At 30.4% G+C, this 22551-nt stretch carries 21 protein-coding genes; 7 read left to right on the forward strand and 14 right to left on the reverse strand.

All coding sequences use genetic code 11. The features are described from left to right. Positions 1-117: 117 nt before the first annotated feature. The 8 genes from ACIQXF_RS08295 to ACIQXF_RS08330 form a co-directional block, all read right to left on the reverse strand. Complete coding sequence (locus ACIQXF_RS08295) at positions 118-1413, reverse strand: S-layer homology domain-containing protein (RefSeq protein ID WP_402781329.1); 1296 nt, start codon at positions 1411-1413, stop codon at positions 118-120. A gap of 804 nt (positions 1414-2217) precedes the next feature. Beyond that, positions 2218-4185, reverse strand: coding sequence for a 7-cyano-7-deazaguanine synthase (locus ACIQXF_RS08300; protein WP_402781332.1), 1968 nt, complete (start codon positions 4183-4185; stop codon positions 2218-2220). Beyond that, complete coding sequence (locus tag ACIQXF_RS08305) at positions 4175-4531, reverse strand: hypothetical protein (RefSeq protein WP_096364866.1); 357 nt, start codon at positions 4529-4531, stop codon at positions 4175-4177. The genes ACIQXF_RS08300 and ACIQXF_RS08305 overlap by 11 nt, the downstream gene beginning before the upstream one ends. A 619-nt stretch (positions 4532-5150) precedes the next feature. Next, positions 5151-6125, reverse strand: coding sequence for a hypothetical protein (locus tag ACIQXF_RS08310; RefSeq protein ID WP_402781337.1), 975 nt, complete (start codon positions 6123-6125; stop codon positions 5151-5153). Between the two features lie 380 nt (positions 6126-6505). Then, positions 6506-6631, reverse strand: coding sequence for a hypothetical protein (locus ACIQXF_RS08315; protein ID WP_255250348.1), 126 nt, complete (start codon positions 6629-6631; stop codon positions 6506-6508). Positions 6632-6651: 20 nt separating this feature from the next. Then, complete coding sequence (locus tag ACIQXF_RS08320) at positions 6652-7020, reverse strand: hypothetical protein (RefSeq protein WP_107925230.1); 369 nt, start codon at positions 7018-7020, stop codon at positions 6652-6654. Positions 7021-7164: 144 nt separating this feature from the next. Then, positions 7165-7731 (reverse strand): ArsR family transcriptional regulator, encoded by a 567-nt coding sequence (locus tag ACIQXF_RS08325; RefSeq protein WP_096364860.1) that lies wholly within the window; start codon positions 7729-7731, stop codon positions 7165-7167. Between the two features lie 64 nt (positions 7732-7795). Continuing rightward, positions 7796-8641 carry an ATP-binding protein gene (locus tag ACIQXF_RS08330; RefSeq protein WP_402781344.1) on the reverse strand — a complete coding sequence of 282 codons (846 nt, stop codon included), beginning with the start codon at positions 8639-8641 and terminating at the stop codon, positions 7796-7798. A 1500-nt stretch (positions 8642-10141) separates the two neighbouring features. Between ACIQXF_RS08330 and ACIQXF_RS08335 the strand changes: the two genes are divergently transcribed. Next, positions 10142-11140: a tyrosine-type recombinase/integrase gene (locus tag ACIQXF_RS08335; RefSeq protein ID WP_402781347.1), complete on the forward strand. Its 999-nt coding sequence runs from the start codon at positions 10142-10144 to the stop codon at positions 11138-11140. Between the two features lie 63 nt (positions 11141-11203). Then, positions 11204-11623 carry a hypothetical protein gene (locus ACIQXF_RS08340; RefSeq protein WP_402781350.1) on the forward strand — a complete coding sequence of 140 codons (420 nt, stop codon included), beginning with the start codon at positions 11204-11206 and terminating at the stop codon, positions 11621-11623. 157 nt (positions 11624-11780) lie between these two features. Here ACIQXF_RS08340 and ACIQXF_RS08345 read toward each other — a convergent pair whose 3' ends face one another. From ACIQXF_RS08345 to ACIQXF_RS08355, 3 genes are all read right to left on the reverse strand, one after another. After that, complete coding sequence (locus tag ACIQXF_RS08345; protein ID WP_402781353.1) at positions 11781-12758, reverse strand: hypothetical protein; 978 nt, start codon at positions 12756-12758, stop codon at positions 11781-11783. A gap of 108 nt (positions 12759-12866) precedes the next feature. Then, on the reverse strand, positions 12867-13166 hold the full coding sequence (locus tag ACIQXF_RS08350; protein ID WP_391539356.1) for a hypothetical protein: 300 nt from the start codon (positions 13164-13166) through the stop codon (positions 12867-12869). Beyond that, the gene (locus ACIQXF_RS08355) at positions 13150-13461 is read right to left on the reverse strand and encodes a hypothetical protein (protein WP_259949745.1); all 312 of its coding nucleotides are present in this window, start codon (positions 13459-13461) and stop codon (positions 13150-13152) included. The genes ACIQXF_RS08350 and ACIQXF_RS08355 overlap by 17 nt, the downstream gene beginning before the upstream one ends. A 119-nt stretch (positions 13462-13580) precedes the next feature. Here ACIQXF_RS08355 and ACIQXF_RS08360 point away from each other — a divergent pair, with 119 nt between their 5' ends. Next, complete coding sequence (locus ACIQXF_RS08360) at positions 13581-13934, forward strand: helix-turn-helix domain-containing protein (protein ID WP_391539357.1); 354 nt, start codon at positions 13581-13583, stop codon at positions 13932-13934. 213 nt (positions 13935-14147) lie between these two features. On the opposite strand, the gene ACIQXF_RS08365 is transcribed toward ACIQXF_RS08360, so the two are convergent. From ACIQXF_RS08365 to ACIQXF_RS08375, 3 genes are all read right to left on the reverse strand, one after another. Then, positions 14148-14975: a hypothetical protein gene (locus ACIQXF_RS08365; protein WP_391539358.1), complete on the reverse strand. Its 828-nt coding sequence runs from the start codon at positions 14973-14975 to the stop codon at positions 14148-14150. A gap of 287 nt (positions 14976-15262) precedes the next feature. Next, positions 15263-15601 carry a nucleotide pyrophosphohydrolase gene (locus ACIQXF_RS08370; RefSeq protein WP_312128506.1) on the reverse strand — a complete coding sequence of 113 codons (339 nt, stop codon included), beginning with the start codon at positions 15599-15601 and terminating at the stop codon, positions 15263-15265. A gap of 1 nt (position 15602) precedes the next feature. Continuing rightward, positions 15603-17240 carry a DNA/RNA helicase domain-containing protein gene (locus ACIQXF_RS08375; protein WP_402781362.1) on the reverse strand — a complete coding sequence of 546 codons (1638 nt, stop codon included), beginning with the start codon at positions 17238-17240 and terminating at the stop codon, positions 15603-15605. 475 nt (positions 17241-17715) lie between these two features. On the opposite strand from ACIQXF_RS08375, the gene ACIQXF_RS08380 reads away from it, so the two are divergent. The 4 genes from ACIQXF_RS08380 to ACIQXF_RS08395 all read left to right on the forward strand — a co-directional run bounded on the left by ACIQXF_RS08380 (position 17716) and on the right by ACIQXF_RS08395 (position 22530). Further along, positions 17716-17874, forward strand: coding sequence for a hypothetical protein (locus ACIQXF_RS08380; protein ID WP_402781365.1), 159 nt, complete (start codon positions 17716-17718; stop codon positions 17872-17874). Between the two features lie 570 nt (positions 17875-18444). Then, positions 18445-20112: a hypothetical protein gene (locus ACIQXF_RS08385; RefSeq protein ID WP_402781368.1), complete on the forward strand. Its 1668-nt coding sequence runs from the start codon at positions 18445-18447 to the stop codon at positions 20110-20112. A gap of 1033 nt (positions 20113-21145) precedes the next feature. Continuing rightward, positions 21146-21394, forward strand: a complete 249-nt coding sequence (locus tag ACIQXF_RS08390; protein WP_036145623.1) for a helix-turn-helix domain-containing protein — start codon at positions 21146-21148, stop codon at positions 21392-21394. 17 nt (positions 21395-21411) lie between these two features. Further along, complete coding sequence (locus tag ACIQXF_RS08395; RefSeq protein ID WP_402781371.1) at positions 21412-22530, forward strand: tyrosine-type recombinase/integrase; 1119 nt, start codon at positions 21412-21414, stop codon at positions 22528-22530. The last annotated feature ends 21 nt before the right edge of the window (positions 22531-22551 follow it).

The following is a 22551-nucleotide window of genomic DNA, read 5'->3' on the forward strand; positions in this document are numbered from 1 at the left end:
AAAAGACCTTCCTTTAATCATGTAATACATGGTTAAAGGAAAATCCTGTTTTGAAACGTAATTGTAGCAGTTGAAGAAGTAAATGCTTACTTAGACGACCTTCAAACCTTTTCCACTCTATTCAATTCTCTCAACAACCATCGCGTGACTTCCAAGTTCTTTATAGCTCTGAAAAAACTTATTGGCATTTAGTGAGACTCTTCCTTTTAGCGGGTTCATCACCTGAACGATATTATTGAACTCATTATAGCCAACTAGCACAACAGCATGTAGATTAATTGGTGCTTTAAAATATTCCTTTGTATCACTTAAGTACCAAGAATACGATACTTTCGGTGTACTTAAATCCAAGGTTACCCAAATGACTACTGGAACGTTATGATTAATTTTCTCATAGAAAAACTCTTTTCCCTTTCCACTTACATCAGTTGCTGTATATTTTGTCGTTCTTCCGACGAAAAGGTTTTCAGCAGCGGCAACAATCGGAGGTGCATACGAAAAGAAGCCTGTCCCTAAACGAGGGTCTCCTGCATACGCTTTATAAGGATTCGGACCGTATCTTTTATTATTCTGATAGGCAAATGATTCCTTCGGTAAATAATTATTGGCCATTTCCATTTTGCTTGTTGAAAATCCATAATAGTTTAAGACCGCTGTTAAAGAGGTTATTTCACAGCCATTTGGCAATTCTGGATTTTGCTTAACAATTGGAACCGTTATGTACATTTTATTTAGCTGAGGTTTCTTTTCTGGTTCTTTTACAGGGACTTGCGCTTTTGGCTCTGGTGCTACACGATACGTTTCATCTAATACCCTCGCCATCATCACTGCAAATTCTGCTCTCGTTAAAAAGCGTTCTGGTTGAAACGTCCCATCCGCAAAACCAAAAACAATTTCATTTTTCACTAATGCCTGAATAGACGAATATGCCCAATCGTTCGTTGTGACATCCTTAAATTCAACCGAAGAAATACCACTTAATTCAAAGGCTCTTGACAGAATCGATGACATTTCCGCCCTTGTCACAAATGCGTTCGGTTTAAATTTATGCCCCTTTACAACATCATCAAAAACCCCTTCAGCCATGGCTGCAGAAATGATATCGAAATGAACATCTTCATTTTTTACGTCAACCAACTGCGGGTCTGGTCGATCAATCACACTGTATCCCTTCGCTCTCGTAACCATTAACGCAATTTGTAAACGAGTTAATTGGTCATTAGGTGCAAAACCCCCATCTGGATCTCCTTGAATAATGTTTTGTTCATATAAGTATTGGATTTCCTTTGCTGCCCAATGCTTTTGATCCACATCTTTAAAAACTATTTCAGTTGCATAAACATTCTTTGCGAAGTAACTATTATTGATCGCAATAGTTAAAACAACTATTAGTAATAATAACTTTTTCTTCATGATTCTCCTTTTAAAAAAAACAATAATACTCCATTTGACAAATTAAAAATATACATTATAAAAAGGCCACCTTACTTAATAATAAAACCAAAGATAGGTTCCATTAATTTTATATTTTACCATGGAGCATGTGAATAAATACATAGTAAATTTGGAATAAACACATAACAATATTCCTAAACAAAAGCCAAAATACTCATACTATTTATTCAGATGCCTTTAAGGATTTATTTATCAATTTGTAAATGCTGACTAATGTTGAGTGTTGAGTTTCATGTTTTTTACCATATCATGAAGTTCTTGTGCGTGGATTTTAAGGTTTTTGACTTCTTCTGACATATCTTTGAATAACGGAAAGAATACCATATCAATCAGGCCACTTTAAATGCCATTGTTTAAATTTAAATACCACTCAATGAAATGGACAAAAATAAAAAACCCTTGATGTACAAGAGTTTTGACGTTCATTGAAACTTAATGAAATTGTATTATGTAGACGGCGGGTCTTGAAACGGAAAATATAAAAAGTGCTGAAATACCAGTGTTTTCAATGGTTTTTCAGCACCTGTTTTAAAGCCTGACCCACAGTTTGACCCCAAATGGAAAAACCTAAATTTAAGCTTACGGAGATAGGATTAAACTTCCCCCACTGTTGAATGTTTAGAATGTGAAAAACTACATGATTTAGATACATCGTTTTTCAAGTTCTATAAGGCGCTTTTAAAATATAAACTAATGTAATTTTCTCTTAAATATAATGAACCTTCATTCTCGGACTTGATTAGAAGTTTTATTAGCCTTCTATTAATGCTTAACTTGTACTTTAGAGAAATTAGATATAGCCTCCTCTCTATCAATACAGTTAGGGCATACTCCACATGGAACTTTACTATTTGTTTGGCAAGAATAGGTTATCGCCATTGGGACATTCAACTCCTTGCCTTTTAAAATCACATCATATTTCTCTAATTCTCTATATGGCAAAACAATTTTTACAGACCCGTATTCTGATAAAACCCCTTCTAATTTATCGAAAAACTCAGTCGAACAATCTATTTCCTTAGCATGATTTGAGTTAATAAATGCAGAGTATACTTCATCTATTTTTTCACTTTGAGCAATGGAACTCGCAATGGCTAAAAATAATAGATTACGATAAGGCAAATATAAGTCATCAGCACTAATTTCATTAATCCATAAATTTGCTTCTAAAATCATATTAGATGTGGAAAATTTGTAAATATCACTAATATTAATAATTCTCAAGTGTGCTTTTAATTTTTTGGGAATAACTTCTATTAAACTTGATAGTTCTCTATCTTTAAAATGCTGTCCATAATCAATGAATATAGGTAATACCTTTTTTCCTTTTGAAATTAAATCATAAGCCAAAGTTGTAGAATCTAGTCCACCTGACATTAATAACAACGAATCATAATAATTACTTGTCCTACCGTTATCTGTATTTAATAATTTAAATACTTGGTAAATTACCTCATCCATAGTTTTCACTATACATGTTACACTTTTCTTTAAAAACAGATTATGTGCAATATTAAACGGATCAAATAATATAATTGGTTTACCCTTTTTATTCATCCAGCCGATTTCCACTAGCGTCCCAGGATCGTTCTCTAGTAAAACCGCTATCATCAATTCTGACTTTTCCAACAATTCTAAATCTTTATTATAGATTTGTTGTTGCACATGATATTCTTCCTGTCCAGTGTACAATCCATTCTCAATAATTGGCCTATGAGGAACAAAGTTATGATATTTTAATGCCAGTTCTATTTCCTCAAAATAGCGTCTATCATTGTTAGGGAAATCTGGCCCTGCAATATAAATATGTTTTTCCTTCCTAATATCCCATGGAAGTCTAACACCCTTAAGAGATATAATTTCTGTTTTTGAAGTTAATCCAATATTTCTTTCAAAAAGCTCATAATCATAGGTAACAGCATATTCACTTGAGTAATATGAAGCTAGCTTCAATGCTTCAACATGCGAGTATTTATCATTCAAGCTTATGTATGCTACGTTGTAACAATCACCTATCCCTACAGAATGTTCATTAATCGCCAAATAAGCAGGTGCTTCAAAAATTTCTTGTGTAGAGGTATCGATTAATGTAGACCCGCCTCTATTTTCTTTTAGTAAAATGAAATTTGCTATATCAGATATTCTAGAAGTTATCAAATTTAATAAATTACTACCAACTTCTTCAAATAAATTAGATGAGGTTGATAAAATTATAGTCTCAATTTTTTGCTCAATGCTATTCAATAAATTCGAGAGGGATGATGAATATTGGAAATCTATATGGATCTTGAGTTTTTCCTTTTGTTGCATTAATAATTTCAATATACTCTGTAGATCATATTTTCCTGGATATATAACTATATCCGTCGGTTTAAATTCTAATATTTGGTCATTTAATTTCTCTAAATTCAATTTAATTTCAGCTTGATCTCGTAATATATCTTGGTATCCCTGAGAGCCAATCTCTTTAGATTCATTTATGTTTATTATATTTGGCGAATATTTTATTTCACCAATTACCTTTTTAGAACTTGCATTTAATTTATCACTGAAATGCTCAAAATCTTTTAATAAATAGGAGGGCAAAATCGCTGCCAAACCAAAATCTCCTTTTATTGCAGATAACATTCTTGCAGAGTGAAATATCCCTCCTAATCTAACTATATTTTGATCAATATGATTATCAGTATAAACTTCACCAATAACTAATATCCGCTTTTTATTTTGCATCCAAATTCACCACTATCTTTGGAAAATGACTATCTTCACTATATACTATGGTGCCTGAATATCTATGACCTTTACTTAAGCATGTTAACAAATAATTAAAGTCAGACGGTAATAAACCAATTTCACGTTCATCATCTGCAAGTAATACCTGTAAGCGCCCATTTTTAGTTTTTTCAGCAACATAAACAGCAGTAAAAATATTTGGAACTTCCCCTTCAGCAGTATAATATTCAGAATGTGCTACCTCTTGTAGTTCAATTTCTGGTAATTCTCTGAGACATCTTTCTTTATCATATCTTTTAGCATCACCAAATGTTCCAAATGCACCTGTACCTACACTCCCCATAAATAATCCTCCTTTGATTTAATATTGATTATTATTCAGTAGGTTTTATAGTAATTCCTCCCATATATGAAAATTCGCCAAAAAATTATCAAAATATTGTATATTTAAACTTTTTATTCATTTCTAATAAATTTTAAGTTCTTTAAAGGAATAAATGCAAAAGCCAGCCTCATACAAACTTTTTATCTTCACATTGATGTAACTGTTCTAATAATTCAATATCCCGAATTTACCGAATATAAATTTAAACATAAAAAGCATCTTCATCACTTTAGGTTTCGCAAATTCCAAGCCAACAACAGTATTCCGCTATAGTCCTTCGAACGCATAAACACTGTACTTTTTTAAAGTAGTTGCTTGTCTTTCAATACTTTGAAAGTGCAACTAGTTATCCCTCAGAATTAACAACCTTTTTTGTTTTTTCATTTAGAATTTCTTCTTAAATAGCTTTTAGAATCTCTTGCTAAAATTGACATATAAAAGGTTTAGTAAAATAGGTCTCTACATCTATTGAAACTCTCATCATTAAGTATTTAAACTTCAGGTAAGTACCTATTAGATTAATATTCAACTTTTAAATCAAAATAAAATAGCACCTTTAAAGGGTACTATTTCATAATTACCTAATAATTGTTTCCGATGGGAAATTCCCTAAAGACTCATTAATAATACGATCTATTTCGTCATCACTTAAAGCATTGTTTTCATTAGATCTTTGAGTATTTTTGATTCCTTGTCTAAAGCTATTTATAGCAGTTAAATCATCAATCGTATAATCTATAAGGTATTCTTTTAAACTCCTACCTTGAGACTCATGCTCCCAAATATCCTTTTTGTTAAGTTGACCTCTACTATTAGCCTTATTAATGTAGAGAGAGGTTCTATCTATCTTGTGAAAATCTTGCCTACTTCGGCTGACTATCTTTTCCCAATACTTTTCTGCATCATATAAGTACGAAGTCACTACATACCTTTTTGGTACAAGCACGACAGGAAAATCTCTCCCACCATGTCCTTTTATACTAGGCACGTATTCTGTAAATTCGTCCCATTGATGTGTATGGTGATTCCAATATTTTTTTGTTAACTTAAAATCTCTTTTTATATTATATTTCTCACTTTGTTGAACAGTATATTCAACTAATTCTTTCTTAATTAAACTTGCAATTAAATCAGACATTTTATCGCAACCAAATTTATCAATAAATACATGCAGGTCTTCTATACGACCAATTAATCCTTTTGAAATTAATTCTTTAATGTGAATATAGTTGAATATTTCAGCTAACTCTTCCTCACTATTGCCTGTACCTTGAGGAAATCCTTCAGTATATCCTAAAAACAATTCATTGGATTCACCAGAATACACCAAGTTACTCCTAGCTTCATCTATATTTTTTACTCCATATAAATCTAATACAGTATTGAAAAAGTCTAGAATAATACTGTCACATTCTGCTGAAAACGTATCTGTTTCAGCTTCAATACGAGTTGGGTCAATAAATAATTTATTATCCCAATCAACTCGAATATCTATAAAACTCAAATCTTTTTGTGATGAATTATTTAAACAAAAATACTTAGAAAACCTCATAATTCTACCCCCAATTTATTATAGGGCAGTAAACTGCCCTACGGATTAAGCCCAAATACAATGGTCATTAACAACCGTTGCTGCACGTTCATGTGGTCCTATCCATATTCTACCGTATCGAGTATTTCTAAAATGGCCTCTCACCATGTGCGCACAACGAAAATGAGGTGTTATTTTACACATCACGATCACTCCCTTATAAGATTTAATTAGGAGCATCACTCTAAATATGTAGTTGAATTTATTTAAAAAGAAAACTAAAATTATAAATACAGTTATAAAAACAACCCTTAGAGTGATATACCTTAATTGATTGCCGTCAATCAAGATAAAATTGCTCCATTCATTGAAAGCTTAAATGTTTGCCGGTATTTAAGCTTTTAATGTTTTTCATCTTGATGTTTCTTCAAGACTTTAGCAGCTCCGCTTTTTTGTTTTTTTGAACTTTTTTTGCTGCTTAACGTTCTTCCGGCTTTTCCCACTTTCCCACCTGAATGTCTTTTCATCTCTGCACCCCCTCAAATTATCACTTTTTGTTATCTCCAATTAATAATGCTATTCCTACTACAGCAATTAATAAGATTCCAATAACTGCTTTTAATGCATAGAAAATTGTTGCAAAAGCTCCTGCAAATACTATGATTGATATTACAACATGTAATCCAATACTATATTCATAGTACGAATATTTAATAGACTCCCAAGTCACTTTTAACATTAATATTACTCCTGATAATTCTAGTGCTGCTCCCAGTAGTGTTAAAAACCAAAATATTGACAATTCCTTAGCATTTTCACTAAAAATTATTTCAATTGCTCTTTGAACATTTTCAGCATGCACATTTGCAAAATACTGATTAGAAAAAAGTAAAATTAGCATTCCGGTAATTACCAAAACTATTGCCCCGTATGATTTGTTGTTGATACTTATCTTACTCACCCCCTTTCATTTTCAAAAAAAAAATTGAAACCGATATTTTAAAAATGATTTCAATTTAAAAATTGAAACCTATAGAGATTTTTAAGGAAGTTTCCTTCCCTAAAAAATACTTTTATATACAAATTGTCTTCCACCCTCTATCAAAGGTTCCTCAACTCGTTTAACTAATCTTTGCTTGTAGAGTGAATTTAGATGTGTACTAATTAAATTCGGTTGTTTGTTTAGTAAATCAGCTATATCTCTAGCAGTAGTCATTTTTAGTAAGTATACCTGGTCTAAAATTTTACTATGCGTGTCAGAAATATCACCGATAAAGTTCGCTTTTCCATTGGCGTCTTTTTCAACAATCGCTAATTTTGTGCCGTGTAAAGTTGTTTCAATATTATAAGCATGCTCATGATCCTGATTATTAAGATTGATAAAATAAAGATATTTATCTTTTTCATATTCACATAAATGCTTAATTACTTTACTAACCAATTCATCTACTCCAGAGCTATTTATAGCTTGAACATCCTTAAAATCATAGTAAAAAACTGTATTGGTATCTGCATGTGAAATTATTTTAATAATTTCCTCTTTAATTGGTGCTACTTTTATTCTACTAATAAGGTGCTTATTACTTATTAACTCCGGACAAAGTGATACCGCATTAATAATAATCACCTCCCTGATTTCAATTTTAAATTTGAAAACGTTAAATTAACCTTATTCTACTTTTCAATAATTGTCAAGCTACTTCTATACAAAAATCGTAGTAAGTACCTGGATATGTTGATGTCGTTTTAAAAATATGAATATCTCGACTTAAAATATCGTATATATTATTACCTGTCTTCAATAACAGCCTAGTACTTTTAAAACTATCAGCAAAAGAATTTATTCGCATATTATTCAATCCCATACCACCGGAAGATTCTCTTGTACTTTCGTTTACCATAAAAGCCTTTCTTAAAATCTCGTGTTGAGCAACGGAGGAATTTGCCTTAGTTTTGAATTTTTGTATAATACCAACTCCATCATCGGCAATGCCTATACGAATTTTATTAGTAGTCTTATATAATTGAATTGTTACATACCCATTCCCCTCACTATGATGAAGAATGTTTGTACCTAGTTCCGTTGTAATGTTCATTATATTATTAGCAATTTTTTTTGATAAATTATTTTGAGTAAATATTTTAAAAATAGAGTCTGTCATACATTCAATATCCTCTTCTGTTTTTAATGGTAAAATTTCCAATAAAATTGAGCTTGTATCATTTCTATTCCTTAACTCGAATTCCTCTATATGATAATCTCTTAATATATTTGGAGGTAAATTTTTAAAAAAATTTAACCTTTCAAGATATGATACATTCTGGCAGCCGTTTAGATCTAAATGTACATCCATAAATTTATTTAAATTTTGTATAGCAAGTACCAAGCTCACCATTCCTAATGGAGTTATAAAAGTTAAGTTTGAAGCATTAATTTTTATATTTTTATATTTTTTATCAATTGCTGCATATACTTGCTGATTGAAACTATCAATACTAGCAATTGAGCTTACTATATTCGGCAATAATATTTCCAAACTCTTAGCCCCCCAAATGAGATAGTGATACCATCATAACAGTCAATAGTTCAATTCAACAAACATTAAGTAATGAAATTCAAAAAAATACAATTTTTGTGTTTATATCTTGGAAAATTAATAAAAAAAATCTCTAATCACTTTATGAACCGAATTCTGAAGGATCGACAATCTAGTTGAAATAATTAGGAATTCCTCGATTTTGCAATGAAATCCCCCTTGCTTTGAAATAGTTCTATCTTTAAGCGAAATTTATGTATCAGTGATAATTTAAAAAAGGAAATTTAGAAAACGGAGGATTGCATTATAACATTAGCAGTGGATACAAGATCATTTTAATATAATGTAAGGCTGGTCATTTTCTCCTACTCATAATCTGGTTTCTAATATGAGTAACTAATATTAATGTCGATTAAACGTAACAAACCTATAGACTGTTCGTAGCCTCATATACAACCCCTGTATTGATGTGACCACCAAATAGCATATAAAGATTTTTTGTGTTGGTTACTTTTAATGGTTACCATTTTTATATTTGATATAGTGATTTGAAGGTATTGTTGAATTAAATGAAAATAAACTAATCTAATAAACAATAAATCTGAATTTTTTTCCGGAAATCCCCTTATATCTATTCGAATAGAATAAACCAACTGCTATCATATATATATAAATCCATCTTTTATTCATTTATTTTTATCTATCAAAAAAATTATACGGTCTCTTGGACTGAAAACCACTTTTTTTTATCCTTTTATTTAAAACTCAATTTTTTTTGAACGTCCTTTAAAAATATCCTCATGCTCACTTTTCAGCATATTTCTATATATCGAACAATCCACTTATCTTTTCTAGTTAGCATTTCCCCCCACCAATCTTTGTAATATAGAGCAAAAAAGATACGCTGATTTTTTGCTCTAACAGAATCAACACAGCGTTTTATATAAAGAAAAAATCCAATTTCAGATCGTGCTGTTGTCTACCTCTGATTTGGTCTGGATCACATAGCTGTTGCTCGATACCAGTTGTTTCAAAAACCTTATCTCAAATTTGGCTTGGAGATAAATATTAAATGGTGATAGTACACCTAAAAATATAAGGAGCTAACACTCAATGGGCAGGAGTGACGGAAATATCGCCAAGTGCATTAGCGACTACTATTTAAAGTAGGTTACTTGTTACATTAGTCATCGGATTTTTTGTCTGCGGACATTGACCTCACTTCTCACTCCTTTCGGTGAATCTTGCTTTAGGGCAAGTATAAGTGAGTTGCACCCGCTAATTTTGCGTTAAGCATTCATGCTTAAAGTTGTGCAAATTTATTACTTAACACTTTCATTATCATTATGAAAATTAAAAATTTATATAGCACCATATAGACAGTATGGGTTATGAGGGAAGACGCTTGTTATTTCAGGCTTTTCCAACGCCCATCTATATAAATTTCATAAAGATAAGCTAATTTCACATATGGGTGGGGTCTGCCCTTTTTATACAGCTATGAAGAAAGGAATGTTTGTTATCGGAAATCGAGGATGGATTAAAGCAGAAAGAGAGATTCGTACGGCCGTATCTACTAATGAAGATGTGAGCAATAAAGGGGCCTATTTTAACTTGATGTTGCAATTAAATAAAATTGCTAGACATGCAAAAGGTGTTAGTGTGAATAAAACACTACCTCAATACTACAATCATATGGACTTATTTTGCCGCTTCGTAGCGGACAACTATAATTTAAAAACACTTGCTAACATTCAAAATAAGCATCTCGTAGATTATGTAAGTGAACGACAAAGCGAGGGCAAATCCGCTTCTACAATTAAAAATGATTTAGCTGCTATCAGATATTTTCATGATCAAATCCCTAATCCTCGTTATCAGCTGAGTAGCAATCAAATTTTAAGCGAAAATTATAATGAATTCCATTTAGAAAGAAGGCGCTTTGGTGGAGTTGATCGTCGTCCTACCGAACTGGAATATCAAGCCTTAGTAACATTGGCACAACAATCTAATTCTCCTTCCCTCGCACTTATTATTATGCTGTGTCGTGAACAGGGCTTACGTGTACATGAAGCGGTTAGATTAAGCCGTGTGGATGCTGAAAAAGCATTACGTGAAGGCTTTCTAACTGTTAAAGGAAAAGGTGGATTAATACGACAAATCCCCTTACAAACACAATCCTTTAGCGTTTTACAAGATGCAATGCAACAGGTCAATCGCGGAGAGAAACTTTTTATTTTGCGAGATCAGAAAGCACATCAAGTAATTCAACGTGTGCAAGATTTTATTAGGAATAATCGCCAAAAAGTATTAGACCCACTCAACACTCGGCCAAAGGGTGTTGAAATTACAATGCATAGTTTTAGACATGCCTATGCAAAAGAACAATATGAACTATTTATTGAAAAAGGTTATACAGAAGGAGATGCACGATTAGCAGTCTCTAAATTAATCGGTCACAACCGTGAGGATGTTACACGAATTTATTTAGCTGAATAAAATTTGTAATTACTCTAGTAATATCATTTTTTGCAGATATAATGTTTTAAAATATCAAAGGATGTGGTTAAAATACAAAATCAACATGAAGAAAATGAACAAATTGTAGAACTAGAAAAAAAAATTAATTCATTGGAACGCTTATTAAAAATTGAAACATATCGATTAAAAGAAGCAATTGGAGCATGGAGACGTAAAATTGAAGGAAGAGGGTTACGTAAAGACTCTATTAGAGAAGGTTTCAATGCTGAAAGAGGAACACATTATAAAGTATTTGTCTTAGATTTACCTGGGGATTTAGAGATTGAGTTTGTGTTAGATATTATTAAAAATGAAATGTTAGAAGACTTATATCCCTTTACTTTTCGAAAGGTTGATTTTTCACGCCGCTATAAAGGTTGGTTAATGGAAGTAGAAAGAACTTTAAATAAAGAAATGCAACTAGAAACAGACTTTTTAATGAAATACTATAGTCAAAATTAATAACCCTTTTTCCATAAAATCAAAACAGAATAATACAAAACACAAAGAAAGATTATTCCTTCTCTTTATGTTTTGTATTATTTAGTCATAAATAAGGTATAAGCCTTTCCATCTTTAAACCCCATCAAAATATTACTCTCTATTAATCCGGATATCTCTAAGTAGATTTTAAATTCAATATAAAAGTATTTATAAACTCTCTATTTCTTTCAGTAAACTCCATTTTCTTAGTAGTTTCTCTCTCAATTTCTTTATATAGTAGAAATAGTTCTTTTTCTAAATTACTTTTACGTTCTTGTTCAACAATAATTTCGTTTTTTAAATCTTGGATTTGTTTACTTAAATTTGTACATTCACTATCTCTTACATCCAATGGACTGTTATTTAATAACCTTTTAAATAAGCCTTTCTTTGTTTGCTTTATAAAATCTTTATGCTCATGAACTTTCGAACAATAGTCATTTTTCAACAACAAAATATTAAAATCACTTTCAAGGTAAAGTAACTTTCTCAAACAAATATTTATCTCGTCGTTTATCCTAAAAGCTTTCTGATTCAATATATATAAGGACTGTTCTATTCTAAATATTTCTTCTTGATTTTCGTTCCAAGACAATATTACTTTTTCAATTATCTTCATTTTTTTATATAATACTTGGACTTCTTCATTGGTTTGCATATTCCCTTTTTCAAACTTAAAAAGGAAGCCAATATATTGATCTTGTCTTTTTATGGCATTCTTTATTAATTTAATTTCTTTTTGATAACTATCAACGCTTTCATCTAACAATAGCTTAACATTATTCAAATTTTTACCTTGCCTCTTTAAAAACTGCTGCACTAAATACAATTTATAAATACTTATATAATTAAACTTATAATTTCTCCCCTCTCTTACATTCTCAAGATACTCAAATTTACAAAGGTTTGTAACATAATAGCGGAAACTACTAACATTCATATTAAGCATTGTAGAGACTTCTAATGAAGTATAAAGCCTTTTAGCATTTAAAGTTTTAATAAACTCAGGAAAAAGCACCTCTTCCTTATAACCATACTTTTTTAGTGCATTATAGATTTTATCTTCTAAAAATAAAGATTTAAATTTCTCAATTTCTATGTTGTCATTATTCAATTACGTCACCTCTTGTATACAAGGATTTCCAAATTGAATTTACAAGTTACAAAAAGAGCAGTTTTTTAGAAGATTTTACTTACCAAAAAACTGCACCTTAAATGCCATTTAAAAGGTTATATTTGTTATAGTCCCTTTTCCACGAATATATATTTCTCTATTTTTAGCTTCTTTAATAGCTTTATTTATTATTGATTCATATTGTGTAGTAGGTACACCCTCATATTCTAAATTTATCCCCACGTAAGGAACGCGATAGCCTTTTGCTTCGACTAATGTCCTTAGTTCTTTTAACAATTCAGATGTAATATCTTCATGTGCAAAATTTCGTGTAGCTTCTTCATCCCCTAAACTCTCTACAATTTTATATACATCCATCGTGAGTTGACCTTTAAAAAGTGCTTTCATCGTTTATCGATCCCCCTGATATTTTTTCTCTCAGTACAATCCCATCTAAAAAGCCTTGCTTGTATATATCTTGAAATAATAAGTGCTGATAATTAAGAATTGATATCTGTATCGACTCAGAAATCTCTTTAACTTCAATTTCACTTATGCCTGAAAGAGTTTTGGATAATTTCTGTTTAACATCTTTAACCATTTCATTTTGGTGATTCCTAAAAACTTTATTATGATAAAGCACATCAATCCTTTCATCTATTAATAAAATAAGTGCTGATTCAAAGTTTCCGATGACGTTCAACCCCATTCGTTACTCATTATGTATATTTACGTTTTAAGTATAATTTATTTTCTATTGATTGTAAAATACAATAACTGTACGATTAATTAAACGATAAAAGTGGAGTTGAAATAACATATATGAATAACTTGCAAATAGGACAGTTAATACGTTCATTACGCAAAGAAAATAATTTAAGTATGAGTGATCTTGCTCAAAAATTAGATATTTCTCAAGCATCTATTTCACGAATAGAAAGTGGCATTCAGGAAGCGAATTATACACTGTTAGGTGAAATTTGCGAGCAATTTGGACTAACGCTTAGCTCATTCTTTTTATTACTGGAAAACAAAGTTGATACAGCTATTAAGATTCCACAAGATAAATTTCTACAAAGTGAAAATATAGATGACGAATTATTTAATATTATTAAAAATTTATCAAAGGAACAAAAAAAGGGATTATATGTACTATTACTTCCCTATATCAGATAAATTTCCATAAGAAAAACCTTGGTTTTTCGTATAACGGTAACCAAGGTTTTTTTATAGCTATTCAAATTTGATAAAAATCATCGGTGAATTAAAATTAATATTTGTATTTCATCTATTTACTATATTTTTCTACGTATCGTGTAGTTGATTATAAAAAAACGGCTAACAAACATCCATTTTTTATTAATAAATGCTTTTAATATTCAACACTATCTATTTTATTTTTCCTAATTTCCTTCTTAGTTTTATTACACTTTGCACCCATGGGTCATTCCATACATTAAAATGCCTTTCGAATGCATAATCATAGCTATAAAAGTTACTATTTTTAGGTTGGAAATCCAAAGGGAAATCATATTCAGTTAAGTAATGGCTATCACTTTTTCTTAAATTTTCTGACTTAAAGTTACCTTTAGGCTGTGTTATTCTACCAAATAAGTTATTGTTAATTACCCATACCTCATGTTCTTTTTCTTCCCCTGTTGTTCCATCTGGATAATAAATACAATCATAATGCATAAGTATTTGGTCAAATGAAACATCCATTTTTAAAAATACATTACTACCATAAGATCCAAGGAAGTTCTTGTCTGCAAAAGAAAGAATGATGTTAGTTTCAAATTGAATATGGTCATCATCTTTAACATTTTTGTCAAGCAATCGGTTAGTAACTTGTTTTACCTCCTCATAATTCAATGATCTACCTAAAATTACAGAATTTTTTGATGGGAATTTTTCTTTTAAATAAGTCTGTGTATGAATATACAGTTTTTCTAATTCATCTTTTGCTTCTTGTATATCCTCCAAAGTCAATTCCATAAATGCTTTTCTAAGATGATAACCATTTGTAGACAGATAATATTCATCAAAGCCTGGAAATCTGTGAATCGAAAATATTTCTTTAGTTAAATATGTTAATACAGCTCTAGATTTAGCATAATCATCATTGTTTATATACCCATTACATAAATGCCCTCCAAAAAAGGCCATATTTAATAAATTACTTTTTATATGAAAAAGGTGGCTTTCTAATTTTTCCATAAATACCTCCGATGTTATTTTTGTTTTAGAGTAACTGTTGTCTGATCTATTGCTAAGCTAAACATTTTTTTGTGTAAAGTTAAGAAATGCACAATTCCATTTCATAAAGCGTAGGTTTTCTATCATAAATATCAGAATACGTTAGGTAAACTCCCATTAGATCATATGTTTTAAGAAATGCAGCATTCATTTTAAATCACACATCCTTAAATAAAAAAATATTGATGAAGCGGTAACTTTAATCCAAAAATCATATCAATTTTTCAAGCAAATATTTGTATTAATATTTATATCTCATTGTATTTAGTATTTTTTCCAGCAAATTTTTCAATTGGATATTTTTCATTATTTTTTTGAAGTTTATTATTTATTATTTTTACTAAGTCCAAATCCGTTTCATTCGCAAACAATATCGCATAAATCAAAACATCCGCTAGCTCCTCCTTCATCTTATCTAAATTCTTTTCAACTGCTTCCTCACTCGTTTTCCATTGAAATAGCTCTAATAATTCACTTGCTTCTAATGATAAGGAGAGTGCTAGATCCTTAGGATTATGGAATTGCTGCCAGTTACGTTGGTCTCGGAATTGCAAAATACTTTTACGTAGTTGTTCTAACTCACTCATACTATTCACCTGCTTTTTGATATTCTAAAAGTTTATTGCGCAACGCTTCATCACTTGAATAAATGTACAGACCCCTAATTCCACGCTTCATCAAGATATTGATTGAATTTAGGACGATTTTTTCCTTTGCTTCATTTACATTTTCAATTCCGTCCATACCTGTATATGCACCTTTATCCATATACTTACTCGTATCAATGCTGATTTCATCTTTAGCAGCGTCATATTGAACAGATGGCCCAAGCACGACACCAACATAATTTAAATCAAAGCCCTGTATTGTATAAATTGATCCAGCCTCGTGAACGGTTTCTGCTTTTTCTGCCCATGTATATTTCGTACTTGTTGTATTCCATGGCATTTGGTATTCACCATTTGATTCTTTCACGTAGTAGGTCCCACCATCTTTTTTATGTATGTAATCAAACGTTGATACAACACGACTTAAACCGCGCTGAGTATTTTGGGATTTAATTTCATCATGCATGTCCTTCAAAGATTCAAATACTTTAAATTCATAGTTTTTATCTTTAGGAAGCGGCAATAATTTTTTTCGCTTGAATTCGTTTATCCAATTGATTACGTCATCATTTGCTTGCATGCGGAATTGATTTGTTAACTGGTATTCTTCGTGAAAAGTACTTAATTTCTTAAGCCCTTCTAGTGTTGCTGTTCCCCATAGACTCTTCAGTTTTAATACTTGATCTTGATCATAAATAATGACAACTACCTTTGCTAGCTTCAAAAACTCCTCTAAATGATTATTGCCGTGGAAGCCATTATAAGTATCTGGCTTTGTTAGCAATAAATGTGCTTCATCTACGAAAATGATATCAGCCTTTTTTCCCTCTTTTTGCAACATATTAATCAGAGATGTAGGTTTTGCAAAGTTTTTGCCTTTTAAATGTTTCACTTGTTTTGCTATGTTTTTATATGTTTTAAACATTTCCTCATGGTTCACAGCTAAATAATTTTCTGTACGATATAAATTTGAAGATGCTTCTTCTACTCTTTCTTGAATCGTATTGAAAATAGAACTTAACACAACGCTCTTTCCAACGCCCGCTTCACCTTCAATAACTAATAGACTTCCATATTCACTTGAGTTTTGAGTAACTCGTTTCTCACAAAACTCTAGTACTTTATCTTTTAATTCAAGTTGTTCTAAAGATAAATCTTTGAAAGGAGATAATTTAAAAATATCTTTGTTTTCAATTACATGTAACTCATTGTCGACAAGCTTTTGTTCATATAGTTTTTGCCAAAGTTCTTTAAATAGTTGTTGGTCGTAATAAGGTTTATTGTAGTAGTTATGAGTAAAATCGTTAGCCGTCTTACTTTTATTTTGAAGCGTATATTTTTCATCACCAAGGAAGTAGTTAATCAGCTTTGTCTCTAGATGAAAGGTTGCTGAACGATTAAAGTGTTCGTGTTTAATCAAATTTACTTGTTTAATATTTTTACGTGCTTTTAAATGAGCTTTCATACGATTTTTAAAATAAACCGTTTCACCAATATAAGCTTCTTTATTGCCATTCAAAACATAAATAACTGGATAATTTAAATACTGCTCTTTGTTGTTAATTTGATTGATGCTTTCTTGTATAAAAGGCCATGATAGTATTTCGATAGCTGTCATTTCTTTTCTCCTTATCACAATACTCTGGTTAAAACGTATATATAATTTAACTAGTCATAATTTATGTTACTATTTTATCATAATTATCCCTTTTTACTTGTAATAGACTGCTCTGATCAAATGGAAGCTAATATATTCGCATAAATTACATACTAGGGGTTAACTTAGCATATCTTACAGGTACATAAACACCCTATCCTTCAGCTATCACCTTCAGTTACTAGAACCCTCTTTAATGGTATTGAAATGTTTGTTAATACTGCAGATCGCAATGGTGAGAATACATCACCTATCACACATTTTTATTTACGTGTAAACCCTGCAAAAAAGCCATTTGATGGGGAAAAGTTAATTTCCGTGTTTTACGATTTGTTAATTAAAAAATACTATAGAAATTGATGGATAAATCATTTGCTGTTTATTTCCTAAAAAAAAGATATAATACTAGTAAAGAAAGGCAAACGGAGGGATTTTTATGACAAGATTTTCAAAATCGTTAGAAGCCCGTATGAAAGAACCAGAGCTTAATCTTAATTTTTCAAAGACCGTTCAACCTAACATAAAACTAATTAAGAAAAATGAAGCTGCCTACAACCAGGCAAAAGAAAATTTTTATTTGGCACAAGACAAATAAAATAAATTCATTCCTTACCCTCTAAATAGGTAAGGGTTTTTTTATTTCAGAAATAATATTAATCTAGAAGTTATTCTGAACATTTACGAGGAAGTATATCGAGATCTTCACAAGTGCCATCTTGTTCGTGCTGTAATCCAAGCTCACTAGAGTCCTGGTTTTTTCATATTTTTTAAATATACCTCTTTAAGATCTTTACTTAATTAATTGTATTATTACCTTTTTAGGTTTGTAGTATTGAAGTAATAGAGGCTTTGTTAAATGCTTTTGATCTTCCACAGCCTGGCGCTTTTGTGTAATAAGGAAAACGTCTTTATTCATGGAAAGGGCCAGATTGTTGTATAAGCATTTATTATGTTTTTCACTTAGACTAATGGTACAGGTTGCTGGTATAATAGTTATTGGAAAAATATAGCTTGATAATAGGCAGAAAATAATAGTAATGAGGAACAAATTAGGAGCTCAAATGATTATTATTTTAAATTAGTGAATAATTTGATTATTATTATTCTATGAGAATGTGAAATTTCTTAATAAAAGCAACGGTTGTTGGTAGGGAGTAGAAGTTTATTGGAGAATAAAAAGAAAAAATATAATTACGGTGCTATTGCAAAAGCAGCAAAACCATTTATGACTTTTGAGCAAATCTTCGGTAGAGAACCAATTAAAGAACAAATAATTGACTCAATAAAGTCTCTAAACTTAAAGAAGACGTTAATTTTAGTATCACAATTTGCTGCAATGGAAAAAAACGCCGCAGAGTATCTTAAAAATTCTTATCTTGGCTCATTTAGTAACATATTAGGAATAAATACAGAAAAAAATAAAGACGAAGTATTATTTGCTTCGCAGGCAATATTAAATTTGTATAAATGGTTATTAGCGTATGGGCAAGAATCAACATTAAATGAAGAAATCAAAGAGGAAGATATTTTTAATACAATAAATTTGTTCTTGAAAGTATCAGATTTTTTACCAAAACACATAGAACCAGATGATTTTTTATTACAAGTACTTTCTTTTTCAAAACACACCAATTTAGGAAATGAATTAGCGAGAGCTTTCTTTATCTACTCTGAATTATCAAAACAGCAGGAGCTATACAAAGAAAAAGAGTTTTTAGATATAAATAGTGATTTCGTTAATTTCTATGGTTATTCAATTGAACAGTATTTAGCTGTTAATTTTGCCTTGTTGACTTTGGTGCTGCCACAGAGGGTTTCATTTTCAACAACTTGGGTAAAAAATAAAAATGAGTTTTTTAAAAATACTGAGTTAAAGCATATAGCACCAAAAATTATTGATGATTTATCCATAAATATTACTGAGGCACAAAAATGGGCTAGCTCTACTATAGATAACAGCTGGAATTATCTAAAACTCCAAGAGCTTCCTTTACTAAAATTAAATTCGGATGAATTTATTCCTTTTAACTATGATATTCTTTCAAATGGGATCTTTGATGGTTTATATCACAGAATAAGAGGGTGTTACCCTGAAAAAGATAGAAGATTTCTTACCTTTTTTGGACGTCCCTTCGAAAAATATATCGACCTTATATTGAAAGAAGCTATTCAAAATTCTAGGTTTGATTATGAGTATATTGAGGAGTTTGATTATGGAACAAAAAGTCCGTCCCTTTCTTCTGATTTTTATTTGAGATTGAATGAGGATTTAATTATTATTGAAGCTAAAGGTGCGAGACCTACAGTGAATTCAAGTATTAATGCTGACAAAGAATCTATCAAAAAGGACCTTAAAAAGTTATTTATTGATCCAATTATACAAGCGGATAAAGCATATCAGAATATACTAAATTCGAGTTTCTCCAATAAGTTTAAGGGTGTACAAAATATTTATATAATATCTGTTAACATAAATAACTTCCCTTCTGTTCCATCCTTTTACGAGGAAGTGGATGAAACATTAAAAGAATCCCTTAGTGATAAAGTAAAAGGTTATTTCAACTTTAGCATCACAGATATTGAAGCAATGTGTTATTTAATATCCCGTAAAGGAAAGAAACCACCAATTTTCAAATACTTAAAAAATAAATTCGAATCATCAGATATTCAATCATTCACATGGTTTCTTGAGCATTCTAATATTCCTATAAAAAGAGGTATATGGATTAATGAACAATTGTATAACAGTTATAAGAAGATATACGAGATGTCATTTGAAAATCCGGAAAAGTCTTTGATGTTTTTAGAGAAAAAGTTACTGAAGAAAAAATAATTTTAATGTGATCTTTTAATAAAGATTGATAATTTATAATTAAGTTCGATTATTTATAATAAGTTTTGATAAAAACCTGTATGGAATACAGGTTTTTTACTTATTCAACAATAGGGCGCGAATCTGTAACAAGGATCAGCGCTTGTTTTTTATTAAAGGGCCATATTCTTGCATGATGATTTAAGGCTATATTAGATAATTATGTTAAAATTTAGAGAATGGAAATTAAGGAAGGGAACAAAACTGTCCGTTTGTTATAGGAGTAAATCCATTCTAATTCAACAATCGGGCGCTATTGTGAAGGAACACATGAAACTGAAATTTAAATCTATTGGGTAAGAATCCATTTTGTTTAATCTTTTTTTCAAAATGGCTTCTTGTTATTTATACTATCATGAGGTATTTTTGATCCTAGTTTCAAAGCAAAATCATTGGAGTTTATACATATCCTATAAAAGCTAATTTAAATACATATCCACAAATAAAGATAATTTTCCATTAGAAAAACCTTAGTTTCTGCATTAAACAGAAAACTAAGGTTTTTGTATTTCAGGTATTAAAAACTGAGAGATGAATTTAAATTCAGTTTACATTGTACTTCATCTATTTACTAAATCTTTCAAAGTCTTATCGTATAATCAGTAAATAACAGACATAATTTCCTCGTCTATTTCACTAACAAATCCAACTACTTGTTCGGTCTCAATGCTTTCTACACCTTTTTCCAGTGAAAACACCACCTCTTATATGAGAACTATTTATATTTCATCACAGTTATGCGCTGTTCCATTTTTAAAAATAAAAATTAAAATGCGTCTCATAAATATGACCCCCTAATTCAAACTTTTGGCGCAATAGGAGGTCATTTGATAAATATTCAGTTCTGTTAAAACTAGGTTTTGTAAATCTTAGCATACCGTCTTTAATTTTTCAAACTTCTATCAAATAAAAGAAAAAATAAATAAAAAATACTCTTAAAAAAATAAAATCTGGCGGGTATATTGTTTAGACAAAGAGCAAAGGAGCCATCAAAATGACAGAACGAGAATTTAAACAATATCTAGAAGAGTTGAAAAATGAAATAATAACAGCTATTACTAAGCAAATATCCAAACCTGAGAAACAGTTACTAACTATTAGAGAAGCGGCTGAATATTTAGGAGTATCGTATAACACCTTTCAAAAATTTAAATGTGAAGGGCTAAAAGTATTTGAAATCGATGGTACTAAACGAATCTATAAACACGAATTAGATAAATTTATAGAAAAAAATAGCTACTAGCAAACGGAGAAGTTATTATGGCAAAAATTAAAGCAATTAAATCATATAAGTTAGTATCAGGGGAAACAAGATATAAATTCAAGATTTATCTAGGAACCGCTTCTACCGGTAAACGAATTGAAACTACTCGACGTGGCTTTAAAACAATAACAGCTGCAACAAATGAATATTTACGACTGAAAATAAAATTTAAAGAAGGCTATCGCCCTGAAAAAAAGACATATAGTGATATTTATAATGAATGGTTATCAATTTATCAAAAATCCGTTAAACCTTCTACCTATCATAAAACAAAGCAACTTTTTCTGGATCATATTCTGCCTTTTTTAGGTCCCATTAAAATGCAATCTATTACTTACAAACATTGTGAAAATGCAGCATACATTTGGTATGATCAATTAAAAAAACATAAAACAGTTGAACATTATGCAGCCAAAGTATTTGATTATGCGATGAAATTAGATGTTATTGAAAGAAATCCCATGAAGGCAGTTACGACACCCATTAAAAAGCAAAAAGAATCCACCAAAGACTACTATAGCCGTGAAGAACTAATAGAGTTTTTAGAAGCTACTAAAAATGAAGATATAAAAAAATATGCATATTTACGGCTTCTATGCTATACAGGTATTAGGCGTGGAGAAGGTTTTGCTTTACAATGGAGTGACATCAATTTTGATAAAAAGGAAATTACAATAAACAAAGCTGTTACCTATGATAAAAATGGGAAACTAATAATTTCTTCCACTAAAACATCTGATCATAGACTATTAAAGATTGATGATCACACACTTGAAATTTTAAATGAGTGGAAATCAATTCAATCCGTTTTGCATTATAATTTAAGTTCCGATAGCCTTGTATTTTCTGATAAGAAAAATAATATTACTTATCCATCTAAGGCTTGGGACTGGTGCAATAATATCCAAGAAAAATATAAACTCAAAAAGATTTCACCTCATGATTTAAGACGGACACATGCTACAATGTATTATATAAGTGGTGCAACACATTACGAAATAAAGAAGCGGCTGGGTCATAGCTTTAAGGACATTACATCAGATGTTTATATTATTGAAACAGAGGAAATCAAAGCCAGTGCATTTGAGAATTTTATTAAATATATCAACTATTAAAACGTGTCACTTTTTTTCATG

Source organism: Lysinibacillus sp. NPDC097231 (genome assembly GCF_044761885.1).
GTDB lineage: Bacteria > Bacillota > Bacilli > Bacillales_A > Planococcaceae > Lysinibacillus.